The following is a 13,622-nucleotide window of genomic DNA, read 5'->3' as shown; positions in this document are numbered from 1 at the left end:
CCTCACCCCACCCCTCTCCCCGTAAGAACGGGGCGAGGGAGCCTACCGTCCGTGCCGAAATGGCTCGTTTCTCGTCTCTGCGCGTGTCTCGTCTCCAGCTGTGTGCAAACGAATTCGTCGCGAAGAAGAAAGTACGCGAACCAGCGGGGATTTAAGCTCGGTCGCTTGCGACTCTCACTCGTGCAACTGACGGCGTAGCGCCGCGACCAGCCGTGACGTCTGGAACGGCTTCGACAGCAGCGGTGCCGTGGCGAATTCCTCCGGGCATTGATCGACGGAATAGCCGGTGACGGCGACGAAGGGCACGCCGGCCGCCGCCAAGGCGCGCGCGATCGGCGCCGATGTTTCCTGCCCGAGATTGACGTCGAGCACGGCAAGATCGCAATGATTCAGCTCCAGCAGATGGAGGGCTTTGTGCACGGTCGGCGCCACGCCGACCACCGTGAATCCGGCGGCTTCGAGCTCGACCGCGAGGTCGAAGCCGATCATGGGATCGTCCTCGACGATCAGGAGATGAGTCTTCTCACTGGCGCGCATGATGACGGTCGCGGCAGAGGCGTTGCAGGGGGCACCTCAGGTGCCAGCGCAGTCCGGCCGGCAGGAACTCGACCTCGACCGTTCCATCCAGGCCGGCGCGCACCAGGTCGGAAATCACCCGGCTGCCGAAACCGGTGTGCTCCGGCGGCGCGACCTCAGGCCCGCCGCTCTCGACCCAGGTCATGTCGAAGCTGTCATCGATGCGCAGCCAGCGGATCGCGATCCGTCCGTCGTCGTTCGACAGCGCACCATATTTGGCGGCGTTGGTGGCGAGCTCGTGAACCGCCATGCCGATCGACTGCGCGGCCTCCGGCGTCAGCTCGATCGATGGTCCGTCGATCGCGATGCGGTTGCCGATCAGGTCGTTGAACGCGCCGAGTTGCGAGCGGACGAGCCCGTCGAGCGGAATGAAACGCCAATCGTTCTGAATCAGGAGATCCTGATTGCTCGCGATCGCCTGCAGGCGCTCCAGAAAGCGGTTGAGGTCGAGCTGGCGGCCGTGACGGGTCATCTGCCGGGCGATCGCCTGCACCAGCGACAGCAGGTTCTTGCTGCGGTGGTTCACCTCGGCCAGCAAGGTGCGCAACTGCTCCCTTGTCTGGCGCTTGTCGGTGATGTCACGCACGATCTTGGAGGCGCCGATGATGCGGCCGCTGGAATCCCGGACCGGCGAGACCGTCACTGATACGTCGATGAGTGCCCCATCCTTGCGCAGGCGGATGGTCTCGAAATTGTCGATGATCTCGCCGGACAGCACGGTGGCAAGGATCCGGTCCTCCTCGGCCTGGCGCTCCTGCGGGATGATCGTGCGGATCGAGTGGTTGATTATCTCGCCTTCCGAGAAGCCGAAGATGCGTTCGGCGCTCTTGTTCCAGCTGGTGATCGTGCCGTCCAGCGTCTTGCTGACGACGCCGTCCGAGGACGAGGCGACGATGGCCGCGAGCATGGCCGACGCACGCTCGGCCTTCTTCGACAGCGTGACGTCGCGGATGATTTTGGAGATGCCGACGATCACGCCGGTGCTGCTGCGGATCGGTGAAAACGTGATGGAAACCTCGATCGGGCGTCCCGGCTTGGTCAGCCGGACGGTCTCGAAGCTCTCGATCGCTTCGCCCGCGTTGACCCTGGCGCGCAAGGCGCTCGCTTCTTCCGCCAGCTCGGGGGGTATGATCTCGGAGACGGGTCTGCCGATCATTTCAGCCGCGGTGAACCCCAGCATCCGTTCGCTAGCCGCATTCCAGCTGCGGATGATACCGTCTGCGGTGGTGCCGACAATGGCGTCGGCCGAGCACTCCACGATCGCCGCCAGATAGGCCGTATCGTCGTCGGTTACGCGTGGGGCGGGGGAGGCGCCGGGCATTCCGTGCACGTCGCAGGCTCCTTGCTAACAGGTCGACAGAGAAGACGCCGCGCACGGGATTACCAGCTTGTTTGTGTACAAATGCAAGGGCTATCTCGATCGCTGCTTGTTGTTGGTTTTTCCGGCAACGAGGACAGGACGGCTTGCCGCCAGCAGACCCCCCAGGGGCCGTGCGACGTGCTCCAGCTCACGACGGCGAACACCAAGAACGCAGGCTTGGGCGGTTTGTTCCAAGGGATCCTGTTAAATTGCCGCCGAACCGGCGCCAGGGTGCGCTTGCAGCCGCACGCCGCCGGCCGGGGGCTGCGGCTCAACCCATTGGCGAATGTGGCCTTAACTACTTCCTCAGGCTGAGAATGTAGCCTGCCAGGTCGGCCGCATCATTCGCACTGAGCGGATTGTTGGCCATCGTTGCGTGGGGAAGCAGGAGGAACTTGGTCAGCATCTCCTTCGTCACGTCGTCCCTGGCCGCGATGGCGACGAACGGCCGGGCGCGCCGGAACTTGGTCGGCTTGGTGGCCACCGCGTGGCAGGCGGCGCACCAGCGCTCGGCGAGCTGGCGGCCGTGGTCGAGATCCTCGGCGGCCGCCGGAGCGGAGAGCAGGACCAGCAGCAGCAGCGATGGTACGGAGGCACGTCGCACGCCCGGTTCTCCTCACAGCGGCTGGTCGTCGTCGGTCGACGGCTGGTCCTGCAGCGAGACGATGTCACCGCCGCCGAACTCGTCCTCTGGGGGCGGATAGACCCACATGTGGTCGCGCACGCTCCTGACGCCCTGGACGCTCTTGGCCGCCACGATCGCCGTGGCCCGCTCCTTCTCGTTGCGCACCGCCCCCGTGAGATGCGCGATGCCGTTGCGGACGACGACGTTGAAGCGGCAATGCTTGCAGGCGGCCTGGTCGAGTGAATCGAGGATGGCGCTGCGGATGCCGTCATCGTCGGGGGTGGGGCCCGGAACGGCAGTGGCGAGGTCGGCCACGGTTTGCAGGAAATCCGTATGTGTCACCACGCCGGCCAGCCGGTCGCCACTCATCACCGGGAGACGCTTGATGTTGCGCTTTTCCATGATCTCGGCGATCTCCGCCAGGCTGGCATCGGCGCTGACGGTGACCGGAGGCTGGCTCATGATGTCGCCGACCGTCCGGCCGTGGGAATGGACGAAGTCGGCGCCGATGCGACCGCGGCCGACCAGGAGGTCGAGCCAGCGGCCTTGCCTGCGCTCGGTGCCGAGCTCGGCGCGGCGCAGGAAATCACCGTCCGTCACCATGCCGACGAGCGTACCGGACGCGTCGACCACCGGCAGCCCGCCGATGTGGTTGTGCAGCATGATCCGCGCTGCCTCGGCCACCGGGGTTCCGGGCGTCACCGCGATCACGGATCTGGTCATGATTTGATGAGCGCGCATGTCGTCGTCTCGTGCAATCGCTGCGGTCGTAATCGATAAAGAATAGCTCCGCCCGGCGCCATCGGCTTGACCAGGATCAACACCTCGACCCGCATCTACACGATGCGCGAGGTCTTGTTGCCCCAATAGCGGTCGCGCAGCAGGCGCTTGTAGAGCTTGCCGGTCGGCAGCCGCGGCAGCTCCTTCTCGAAATCGATCGAGCGCGGCACCTTCTGCCGCGACAGCGACTGCCGGCAGAACGCGATCAGCTCCTCTTCCAGCTCAGGCCCAGGCGTGATGCCCGACATCGGCTGGATCACCGCCTTCACCTCCTCGCCGAGGTCGGGGTTGGGCACGCCGAACACGGCGGCATCGGCGACCTTCGGATGCGTGATCAGCAGGTTCTCGCATTCCTGCGGGTAGATGTTCACGCCGCCGGAGATGATCATGAAGGTGGCGCGGTCGGTGAGATAGAGATAGCCGTCGGCATCGACATAGCCGACGTCGCCCACGGTGCTCATGCTGCCGTCGGCCGAACGGGCCTCCTTGGTGCGCTCGGGGTCGTTGAAGTATTCGAACGGCGAGCCCGTCTTGAACCACACCGTGCCGGCGGTCCCGACCGGGCAAGGCTGCATGTTTTCGTCGAGGATGTGCAGGTCGCCGAACAGCACCTTGCCGACCGTGCCGCGATGCGCGAGCCATTCCGCGCTGTCGCAGGCGGTGAAGCCGAGGCCTTCGGTGGCGCCGTAATATTCGTGGATGATCGGCCCCCACCATCTGATCATGTCCTCCTTGACCTGTGCCGGGCAGGGCGCTGCGGCGTGGATTGCGACCTCGAGCGAGGAGAGGTCGTAGCGGGTACGAACGTCCTCCGGCAGCTTGAGCATGCGCGAGAACATCGTCGGCACCAATTGGGTGTGCGTGATGCCCCATTGCTCGACGAGCTGGAGATAACGCTCGGGATCGAACGTCTCCATGATGATGGCGGTGCCGCCGACGCGGATGGTGAGGTTGACCGCGGCCTGCGGCGCGGAGTGATAGAGCGGCGCCGGCGACAGGTAGATCATGCCCTTGCGGTAGCGCCACAGCCTTTCCAGGAAGTCGAAGATCGGAAGCTGCTGCACCGGCGGCTGCTCGGGCAGCGGCCGCAGGATGCCCTTCGGCCGGCCCGTGGTGCCGGAGGAGTACAGCATTGCGGTGCCGACGCATTCGTCGGCGATCGGCGTCGCCGGCAGGCCGGCTGTGGCCTCGGCGAGGCCGACGATCCCCTCGCTCTCGCCTGCGCCATCGGCGACGATGCACAGCTCGATGCCGGGCGCCTCCTTCAGCGCCTCGCGCGCGACGTCGAGCTTGGCGAGGGAAGTGATCAGGAGCCGCGACCGGCTGTTATTGAGGATGTAGGCCAGCTCGCCGGGCGTGAGGTAGGAGTTCACGCAGGTGAAATACAGCCCGGAGCGCTCGCCGGCGCCGCACGCCTCCAGATAGCGGCTGTTGTTCTCCATGAAGATCGAATAGTGGTCGAGCCGCTTCAGGCCGCGTTGGCGGAACAGATGCGCCAGCCGGTTGCTGCGCGCCTCCAGCTCGCGATAGGTCACCGCCTCGCCGGTCGAGGCCATGATGAAGGCAGGCTGCAGTGGGCGCAGCCGGGCGTGCTTGCCGGTGTACATGTGTCCTCCTGCCGATGCGCGCAGCTCGCCGCGGCGCGCGGGCGGGAGGCGCCTGCCGCGGCACCTCGGCATGGCGACGCGATGCAGACGATGCTGCCTCACGCGTCCAGGCGGTTTCCGTCCCTGCGCACCATCCCGGCGGGACGGCTTGTTGTTTGGCGCGAATGTAGCGGAGGAGCCCGCCTCTCTCAACATGGCTGTCAGCCGATTGACCGAGGCGGGAAGGGGATGGGCGCGGCCGGGGTTCTGGCCTAACATGAGCGCGCATTCCAACGAATGACATCTCAAGACCAAGACATGCGGGGAGAGACCATATGAAATCGGGTTTGCTGGCTATTGCGGCCGTCGGTGCGCTGCTGGCGGCGGCGCCGGCGTCGGCACAGGTCAAGATCGGCATCCTCAATGACCAGTCCGGCGTCTATGCCGACTACGGCGGCAAATATTCCGTCGAAGCGGCCAAGATGGCGATCGAGGATTTCGGCGGCGAGGTGCTGGGGCAGAAGGTCGAGCTGGTCACCGCCGACCACCAGAACAAGCCCGATCTCGCCTCCACGATCGCGCGGCGCTGGTACGACACCGAGGGTGTCGACATGATCACCGAGCTGACGACCTCCTCGGTCGCGCTGGCGATCCAGGAGCTGTCGAAGGAGAAGAAGAAGATCGACATCGTCGTCGGCGCCGCGACCTCGCGCATCACGGGCGATGCCTGCACGCCCTACGGCTTCCACTGGGCCTATGACACCCGCGCGCTCGCGGTCGGCACCGGCGGCGCGCTGGTCGAATCCGGCGGCGACACCTGGTTCTTCATGACCGCCGACTACGCCTTCGGCTATGCGCTCGAGAAGGACACCAGCGACATCGTGACGTCGAAGGGCGGCAAGGTGCTGGGCTCGGTGCGCATCCCGCTCAACTCGTCGGACTTCTCCTCCTTCCTGCTGCAGGCGCAGAGCTCGAAGGCCAAGATCATCGGGCTTGCCAATGCCGGCCTCGACACCACCAACTCGATCAAGCAGGCGGCCGAGTTCGGCATCGTCAAGGGCGGGCAGAAGCTCGCCGGCCTGCTGATGACCCTGTCCGAGGTGCATGGCCTCGGGCTGGAGGCGGCGCAGGGCCTGATCCTCACCGAAGGCTTCTACTGGGATCGTGACGACAAGTCCCGCGCCTTCAGCGAGCGCTTCATGAAGCGCACCGGCCGGATGCCGAGCATGATCCACGCCGGCACCTATTCCGCGACCTTGTCCTATCTGAAGGCGGTGAAGGCCGCCGGAACCAAGGACTCCGACGCGGTGGCTGCGAAGCTGAAGGAGCTGCCGGTCGACGACGCCTTCGCGCAGGGCAAGGTGCTCGCCAACGGCCGCATGGTCCACGACATGTATCTGTTCGAGGTCAAGAAGCCGTCGGAATCGAAGAAGCCGTGGGACTACTACAAGCAGCTCGCCACGGTGCCCGGCGACAAGGCGTTCTTCTCCGCCAAGGAGAGCGGCTGTCCGCTGACGAAGTGATCGTGCCACGCTAAGGGCGTCGTCCCGGCAAAAGCCGGGACGACGGAAGAGGGGCGGAGCGGTCAGCCGTGCAGCATGCGCCAGAGAATGGCGATGAGCGCGCCGACCAGCAGCGCCGAGGCGGCGAGCGCCTGCACGCCGAAGCCGGGGCCCCGCTTCTCCGCGGCCTTGGCGTAGGACAACATGTACATCGCGCGGCCCGCGATCCAGACGAGGCCGATCAGGGCCGCGATCGTGTCGCTGACATAGATCGCGAACAGCCACAGCGCCGGCAGGAAGATCGGCAGCCATTCCAGCGTATTCACCTGCACGCGATAGGTGCGCTCGAAATCGAGATTGCCGGTGACGGCCGGCGCCTTCAGGCCGAACCGGGCGCGCGCCTGCGCGACGCGGACCGCCATGTAGAAATACAGCATGAGCGCGAGCACGGTGACGAGTGCGGTGAAATGATACATGCGCGGTTCCCCCCTTGATGACGGCCTGTTAATATCCCGTCAGCTCGAGATAGCCCACCCCGGTGTGGCTGCCCTTGAAGCTGATCGGTCCCTCCCAATACGGCACGCGGGTGCCCATCCAGGCCTTGGGGTTGAGCGGCGCGGTGTCGATGGCGATGCCGAGCGCGGCGATCTCGACGCGCCAGCCGACCGGCAGCTTGCGCTCACCGATCGTGACCGTCTCCTTTGGGCTCATGGCAATGTCTCCGGGCCCGAGCGGGCGCGAGGCGCCGTCCGCCGGGATCCAGGTGCCGGACGTGTAGTCGCCGTTGCCCTGCCGCATCCGATACAGCATCAGCTTCTCGCCGCCGAAAAAATGCAGCGCGAACCAGTCCCAGCCGCTCTGGTCGGAGGCCAGCGCCTGACTGCTCCATTCGCGGTCGAGCCAAGCCTGGCCTGAGACCTCGACCGGTTGATCCTCGAAGCTGATGCGGCCGCGGGCGCGGTAGAACGGCTGGCTGTAGTAGTAGGAGGCCTGACCGCGCTCGGATTTGCGGCTGTAGCCGCCGATGCCCTGCAGCACCACGGGACGGTCGGCCTCCAGATGCAGCGCGTAGGAGAAATCCGGCCCGGCGCCGCGCATGTCGAGCGGCGCCAGCGCTCGATCGTCGGTCGCGGCGGTACCGCGCAGTTGCCAATCATCGATCCAGGCCTGGAACGGCTTGGCCTCGACGCCGGCCTGGCCGACACCGCCGCGCGCGAACTTTTCCGTCGAGCGGTGGCTGTCGGCGCGCGTCACGGCGGCATGCGCCATCCACAGCTGCTGATTGTCGAAGCCTTCGCCTTGCGGCCCCGGCCGCGCCGCCGAGCGGAACAGCGTCCATTGCAGGCCGTAGGCCTTGCCGCTGGCGTCGCTGAGATTCGCGGTGACGTACCACCATTCGATGCGGAAATCGTCGTGCGGGCCGTGGTCAGCGGGGAATGAGAACGTCCTGCCCGGCGTCACCGCCGCAAAGCCGTCGGCGCTGTCGCTGAGGCCCGCAAAGCCCTGCGCATGTGCGAGGCGCGGCAGCGCCAGCAGGCCGAGCCCGCCGATCAGCCCACGGCGCGATATGGTCGCTCTAGCGCTCAATGGTGAAGGTCCTGACCAGATCGGCCGGCTGCATCCGCGCCAGCCGCAGCACCGGCAGCAGCGAGGCGATCACCGCCGCGACCAGCGTCACGATCAGCAGCCGGATGAGCTGCAGCGGAAACACGTCGAACGGCAGCCGCCAGCCGAACGCCTTGACGTTGACGATCGCGATCAGGCACCACGCCACGACGAGCCCGAGCGGCAGCGCCAGCAGCGCGGTCAACCCGGCGAGCGACAGCGTCTTCAGCAGCTCGACCTCGGCGAGCCGCCGCCGCGTCAGCCCGATCGCCCAGAGCGGTGCGAGCTGCGGCAGCCGCGAGTTCGCGAGGGTCAGCAGGCTGGTCAGCAGCGCGATCGCGGCGACGCCCAGCGTGAAGGTGTTGAGCGCGCCGGTGACCGCAAAGGTGCGGTTGAAGATCTGCTTCGACTCCTGCTTCACGGTGGCCTGGTCGATGACATTGCGGCCGTCGAGGCCGAACTTGTCGGTGAGAGCAGCGATCAGCCCCGGCACGTCGGCCGGCGCCGCGCGCGCGGCCATGCGCGTGATCGGCGTCGCCGGGAAACGGCGCGTCAGCGCGGCGACGTTGACCGTGACCTGGCCCTTCGGATTGCCATAGTCGGCATAGATACCCGCGACAGTGATGCGCCAATCGCCGGTCGGCGCGGCGAGGTCGATGCTGTCGCCGACGGACAGATTGAGCCGCCGCGCCAACTGCTCGCTGACGAAGCCTGCGTCGCCGCGCACCAGCTGCTTCCACGCGTTGGCGCCGGCCTGCAGCAGCGGCCAGTGCGCGCGATAGGTGTCGTGATCGGGCAGGCCGAGCACATCGATCGGCGCGCCCGCCAACTGCGTCTCGGCGCGGCCGCCGGGCAGCACGGCCTGCACCTCAGGCCGTGTACGCAGCCAGCTTTGAATCTCGCGCGCCTGCGCCTCATCCGCTGCGCTGATGTAGACGTCGGCGGCGAGCCGGCCGTCGAGCCAGACCAGGAAGGTGCGGCTGAAGGTCTCGACCATCGTCGCGACGCCGACATTGACGGCAAGCGCCAGCAGGAGCGCCATCAGCGCCAGCGACAGGCCCGAGATCTGCTGCCGGCTGTCGGCCCAGAACCACTGCGCCAGCGCCGCGCGCGCGCCGCGCTCGCCGAGCCGCAGCACGAGCTCCAGGATCGCCGGCAGCAGCAGCGCGGCACCGAGCATCATCGCCGCGAGCACGCCGAAGCCGGCCAGCAGCGATTGCCCGAGCCACAGCAGCAGGCCGGCTGTGACGAAGAAGGCGAGCGCGAAGGCGCTCTGCAGCCGCAGCCAGCGCCGCTGCGCCTCCTGCCACGCATAGGGCTGCGCGGTGGACAGGATCGGCAGCCGCATCGATTTGATCAGGCTCGTGGTCGCGGCGGCGAGCGCGCCGGCGATGCTGATGACGAGGCCCGCCAGCCACCATTCCGGCTGCAGGCTCAGCTCGCCCGGCACCTGCGCGCCATACAGCCCGCGCAGCGATGCCGCTACGTTCGGCAGCAGCGCGGCGGCGATGATGTAGCCGCACACCAGTCCGGCCAGGCCCGCCACCAAGGCAAAGCCGATGAGCTCGCCGATCAGCACGCCATTGAGCTGCCGCGCCGACACGCCGCAGGCGCGCAAGGTGCGCAGCACCGGCAGGCGCTGCTCGAAGGCGAGGCCGATGGCGGAATTGACGATGAACAGGCCGACGACGAACGACAGCAGGCCGAAGGCGGTGAGGTTGAGGTGGAAGCTGTCGGTCAGCCGCTCCAGGTCGGTCTCGGCCTCCGGCTGCAGGAGCTGTAGCCGGCCGCCGGCGAATGACCGCAACGGCGGCAATTGACCGGCCGCCTTGCCGACGAGCAGCCGCGACATCTGGCCGGGCTTGTCGAGCAGCCGCTGCGCGTCGCTGATATCGACCACGAGCACGCCGGGCGCGAGCTGCTGCTGCGCCATCACGGGCGGCAGCAGCGCGTCGTTGCTGAGCCGCGGCGTCGCGCCGTCCTTGAGACCGAGATCGGCCAGTGTCTCCGGCGAGATCAGCGTCCGATGCGGCGGTGTCAGAAATGCCTCGAGCTCGCTGCGGCCGACCATCGGCGCATCGCCGACCTCCCGGGGGATGCTGAACGGCTCGATGCCGAGCAGCCGCAGCGAATGGCCGTCGATCTGCACGCGGCCCTCCAGCACCGGCGACACCGGCCAGCCGGCGCGGCGCAATTCCGCGAACACGCTCTGCGGCAGCATCTTGCCGTCGGTCGCGACCAGCATCGGCGTGCGCGCGCCGCCGAAGATCGCGGCGGCGCGATCATACGAGCTGCGGGCCTGCTGATTCAGCGCCTGCACGCCGCTCCACAGCGCGGTCGCCGAGATCAGCCCGATCAGCAAGGTCGCGAGCTGCATCGGATGCCGGCGCCAGTGGCTGAGCAGCACCGCTAATATCCACAGCGCGCGTCTCATGCGATGCGTCCGGCATGCAGGTGGACGTGACGGTCGAGCATCGCCGCGAGCCGCGCGCTGTGCGTCACCATCAGGAAGCCGCAGCCGGTGCGCGCGACGAGGTCGCGCGTCAGCGCCATCACCTCGTCGGCGGTGTCCTCGTCGAGGTTGCCGGTCGGCTCGTCAGCAAGCAGCAGCGCCGGCTTGATCGCCAGCGCGCGGCCGATCGCGACGCGCTGCTGCTGCCCGCCCGACAATTGCTCGGGATAGCGCTTGAGCAGCGGCTTCAGCCCGAGCCGCTCGACCAGCTCGCTGTGCCACGCCGGATCATGCCGACCGGCCAGCCGCGCCTGGAAACTGAGATTGTCCTGCACCGACAGGCTCGGCACCAGGTTGAACTGCTGGAACACGAGGCCGAGCCGCTCGCGCCGGACCGCCGCGCGTGCCGAATCGTCGAGCGCGCCGACCGCAGCGCCGTCCAGCAGGATGTCGCCACTGTCGGCGGCATCGAGCCCGGCGATCAGATGCAGCAGCGTGCTCTTGCCGGAGCCGGATTCGCCGGTCAGTGCGACGCGCTCGCCGGAGGAGACGTCGAGGTCGACGCCACGCAGAACATGGATCGGTTCGCCGCCGGATCGATAGGATTTGGTGAGATGACGGACGCTGAGCACGGGCATGATCGGGGTTGTTGCGTCACAACATAACAAGGGCCAACGCGAACATCACGTGCTCGTTCTTCGCGACGCCGCTGATGTGATGCCGGCCGCGCGCAATCAGGTTGCGAGGGTATCGCGATGCAGCCCAAGAGGGCGGATTCCCGCGTTGCAGCAACAACTTAGCGCGCGAGCCGGTTGCCTGCGGAGCCGCTTCGTGGGTAGCATCGTCGAAACGCCCGGATGACAGGGGCGGATCATGACAGAACGGGGAACGACCATGGCCGCGCCGACGACGCTGAAGGGCACATCCCGCGCAAGCGCGACCCCGAAGGGGGCCTGGAAGATCACCTTCCTGCTGTTCCTGTTCATGCTGGTGAACTTCGCCGACAAGATCGTGGTCGGGCTCGCCGGCGTGCCGATCATGACCGAGCTCAATCTGAATGCCGAGCAGTTCGGCCTGCTCGGATCGTCCTTTTTCTTCCTGTTCTCGATCTCCGCCATCGTCGTCGGCTTCGTCGTCAACAAGGTGCCGACGCGCTGGGTGCTGCTGGTGCTGGCGCTGATCTGGGCGGTGGCGCAGTTTCCGATGGTCGGCACCGTCGGCTTCACCACGCTGCTGATCTGCCGCGTCATTCTCGGCGCCGGCGAGGGTCCCGCGGCGTCCGTGGCCGTTCATGCCGTCTACAAATGGTTTCCCGATGAGAAAAGGGCGATGCCGACCGCGATCCTGTCACAGGGGTCGGCGTTCGGTGTCATCCTCGCGGTGCCCGCGCTGAACTGGATCATCGTGAATCATGGCTGGCACTATGCTTTCGGCGCGCTCGGCGTGGTCGGGCTGATGTGGAGCGTGGCGTGGCTGTGGCTGGGCAAGGAAGGGCCGCTGGCCGAGGTCGAATTCGCCGGCCTGCGCGAGCAGCGCGTCCCGTATCTGCAATTGCTGACGTCGCGGACCTTCGTCGGTTGCGTTGCCGCGACCTTCGGCGCCTATTGGGCGCTGTCGCTCGGGCTCACCTGGTTCACGCCGTTCCTGGTGAAGGGCCTCGGCTTCTCGCAGCAGCAGGCGGGCTTCATCTCGATCCTGCCCTGGATCTTCGGCGCGTGCGTGGTGCTGACCACGGGCTTCGTGTCGCAGACGCTGATGGCGCGCGGCGTATCCACCCGCATGGCCCGCGGCGTGCTCGGCGCGACGCCGCTCGTGATCGGCGGCGGGCTGATGGCGATGATGCCGCATGTCGACGCCGCGTCGGCAAAGATCGCACTGCTCGTGGTCGGATCGGGATTGTGCGGCTCGATCTACGTCGTCTGCCCGCCGATGATCGGCGAGTTCACGCCGGTCACGCAGCGCGGCGCCGCCATGGCGATCTACGGCGCGCTCTATACGCTGGCGGGCATCGTGGCGCCGGTGGTGATGGGCAAGATGATCCAGGCCTCCGGCAGCCTGCTCGAAGGCTACATGTCCGGCTTCACCATCAACGCCGTGATCATGGTGATCTCCGGCCTGCTCGGCCTGGCGTTGCTCTGGCCGAACACCGAACGCGCCCGCCTGCAGGCGCAGCAGGCTGCCGCGCCGGAATTTGCGTGATACAACCCCTGTCAGGGGTCATCAGGAGGCGGCCTCGCATTCATCCTTGCTGAGGTCCTGCACGATGCGCCTGTTCTATCATATGCTGCACTACTGGCGCGGTGCGCGATGCTTGAAGATCGAGGACTTCCCAGGCGCCATCCTCCACTTCAGCAAGGTGATCCAGCTCAACCCGCGCAACTATTACGCCTACCATAATCGCGGCGTCGCCCTTCAGGGCATGGGAAGCTACGCCAGTTCGATCGCGGATTTCGGCGTGGCCCTCAAGCTGAAGCCGAACGCGCAGACATTCGGCGCCCGGGGCGTGTCGCGGAAACTCCTTGGCGACTTCGACGGCGCCTTTGATGACCAGGCGCGAGCTCTCGCTCTCGACCCCAGGGTCGCCGCGGCTCATGGCGAACTCGCGTTCCTTCATCACGTGAAGGGCGATTCGGATCGCGCGATCGTCGAGAGCACGACGGCGATCGGCCTCGCACCCAAGGACCCCATCATGCAGAGGGGGCGTGGCTATATCCAGTTTTGCCGCGGCAGGTTCGATGCCGCGGCAGCGGACATGGAAAGATCGCTCGCGCTCGAGTTCGATCCCTATGCGGTTCTGTTTCTTTACCTGTCGCTCGCCCGGTTGCCGGGGCGCGCCAGGCCCGACCTCGCCGCTGTCGCATCGCGCTGGACTGCGGCGCAGTGGCCTGGACCGGTGTTCGATCTGCTGATGGAGCGTTCGACGGCGCAGCAGGTGCTGAATGCGACCGCAACGGCTCCCGAACAGGCTGAAGCCTATTTCTACATCGGTGAGTGGCATCTCTTGAACGGTCGCCACGACGAGGCCGCACGGGCACTGGAGATCGCCCTGCGCTCGTTGCCGCCATGGTTCAACGAATACTCGGCCGCACGATCCGAGCTTGCGAGGCTCGCCGAGACGGTCGCCGCGGCCAGTTGA

12 protein-coding genes are annotated in these 13,622 nt (G+C 66.9%); 3 read left to right on the top strand and 9 right to left on the bottom strand.

Going from position 1 to position 13,622, the window contains the following annotated elements; translation table 11 throughout:
• Nucleotides 1–174 precede the first annotated feature (174 nt).
• From ACQR10_RS00345 to ACQR10_RS00325, 5 genes are all read right to left on the bottom strand, one after another.
• Complete coding sequence (locus tag ACQR10_RS00345; RefSeq protein ID WP_316218711.1) at nt 175–537, bottom strand: response regulator; 363 nt, start codon at nt 535–537, stop codon at nt 175–177.
• On the bottom strand, nt 524–1,906 hold the full coding sequence (locus ACQR10_RS00340; RefSeq protein ID WP_316218712.1) for a sensor histidine kinase: 1,383 nt from the start codon (nt 1,904–1,906) through the stop codon (nt 524–526). Before ACQR10_RS00340 ends, ACQR10_RS00345 begins: the two co-directional genes overlap by 14 nt.
• A gap of 328 nt (nt 1,907–2,234) precedes the next feature.
• Nucleotides 2,235–2,540 carry a c-type cytochrome gene (locus tag ACQR10_RS00335; protein ID WP_316218713.1) on the bottom strand — a complete coding sequence of 102 codons (306 nt, stop codon included), beginning with the start codon at nt 2,538–2,540 and terminating at the stop codon, nt 2,235–2,237.
• Between the two features lie 12 nt (nt 2,541–2,552).
• Complete coding sequence (locus tag ACQR10_RS00330; RefSeq protein WP_315801664.1) at nt 2,553–3,302, bottom strand: CBS domain-containing protein; 750 nt, start codon at nt 3,300–3,302, stop codon at nt 2,553–2,555.
• Between the two features lie 95 nt (nt 3,303–3,397).
• Nucleotides 3,398–4,948: an AMP-binding protein gene (locus ACQR10_RS00325; protein WP_316218714.1), complete on the bottom strand. Its 1,551-nt coding sequence runs from the start codon at nt 4,946–4,948 to the stop codon at nt 3,398–3,400.
• A gap of 314 nt (nt 4,949–5,262) precedes the next feature.
• Between ACQR10_RS00325 and ACQR10_RS00320 the strand changes: the two genes are divergently transcribed.
• Nucleotides 5,263–6,450 (top strand): ABC transporter substrate-binding protein, encoded by a 1,188-nt coding sequence (locus ACQR10_RS00320; protein WP_316218715.1) that lies wholly within the window; start codon nt 5,263–5,265, stop codon nt 6,448–6,450.
• A 62-nt stretch (nt 6,451–6,512) separates the two neighbouring features.
• On the opposite strand, the gene ACQR10_RS00315 is transcribed toward ACQR10_RS00320, so the two are convergent.
• From ACQR10_RS00315 to ACQR10_RS00300, 4 genes are read right to left on the bottom strand one after another with little or no spacing between them, the layout of a single operon-like run.
• Nucleotides 6,513–6,905, bottom strand: coding sequence for an MAPEG family protein (locus tag ACQR10_RS00315; protein WP_316218716.1), 393 nt, complete (start codon nt 6,903–6,905; stop codon nt 6,513–6,515).
• Between the two features lie 28 nt (nt 6,906–6,933).
• Complete coding sequence (locus ACQR10_RS00310; RefSeq protein WP_434911735.1) at nt 6,934–8,016, bottom strand: lipocalin-like domain-containing protein; 1,083 nt, start codon at nt 8,014–8,016, stop codon at nt 6,934–6,936.
• A complete protein-coding gene (locus ACQR10_RS00305; RefSeq protein ID WP_316218718.1) occupies nt 8,006–10,468 on the bottom strand; it encodes an ABC transporter permease in 2,463 nt (820 codons plus the stop codon). The genes ACQR10_RS00310 and ACQR10_RS00305 overlap by 11 nt, the downstream gene beginning before the upstream one ends.
• Nucleotides 10,465–11,124 (bottom strand): ABC transporter ATP-binding protein, encoded by a 660-nt coding sequence (locus ACQR10_RS00300; protein WP_316218720.1) that lies wholly within the window; start codon nt 11,122–11,124, stop codon nt 10,465–10,467. The genes ACQR10_RS00305 and ACQR10_RS00300 overlap by 4 nt, the downstream gene beginning before the upstream one ends.
• Nucleotides 11,125–11,380: 256 nt before the next feature.
• Between ACQR10_RS00300 and ACQR10_RS00295 the strand changes: the two genes are divergently transcribed.
• Both ACQR10_RS00295 and ACQR10_RS00290 read left to right on the top strand, forming a co-directional pair.
• On the top strand, nt 11,381–12,685 hold the full coding sequence (locus ACQR10_RS00295) for an MFS transporter (RefSeq protein WP_315801774.1): 1,305 nt from the start codon (nt 11,381–11,383) through the stop codon (nt 12,683–12,685).
• Nucleotides 12,686–12,797: 112 nt separating this feature from the next.
• On the top strand, nt 12,798–13,622 hold the full coding sequence (locus tag ACQR10_RS00290; RefSeq protein WP_316218721.1) for a tetratricopeptide repeat protein: 825 nt from the start codon (nt 12,798–12,800) through the stop codon (nt 13,620–13,622).

This window comes from Bradyrhizobium sp. HKCCYLRH2060 (genome assembly GCF_051168135.1).
Classification (GTDB): Bacteria; Pseudomonadota; Alphaproteobacteria; order Rhizobiales; family Xanthobacteraceae; genus Bradyrhizobium.
This window is presented reverse-complemented; position numbering and strand designations above follow the sequence as displayed.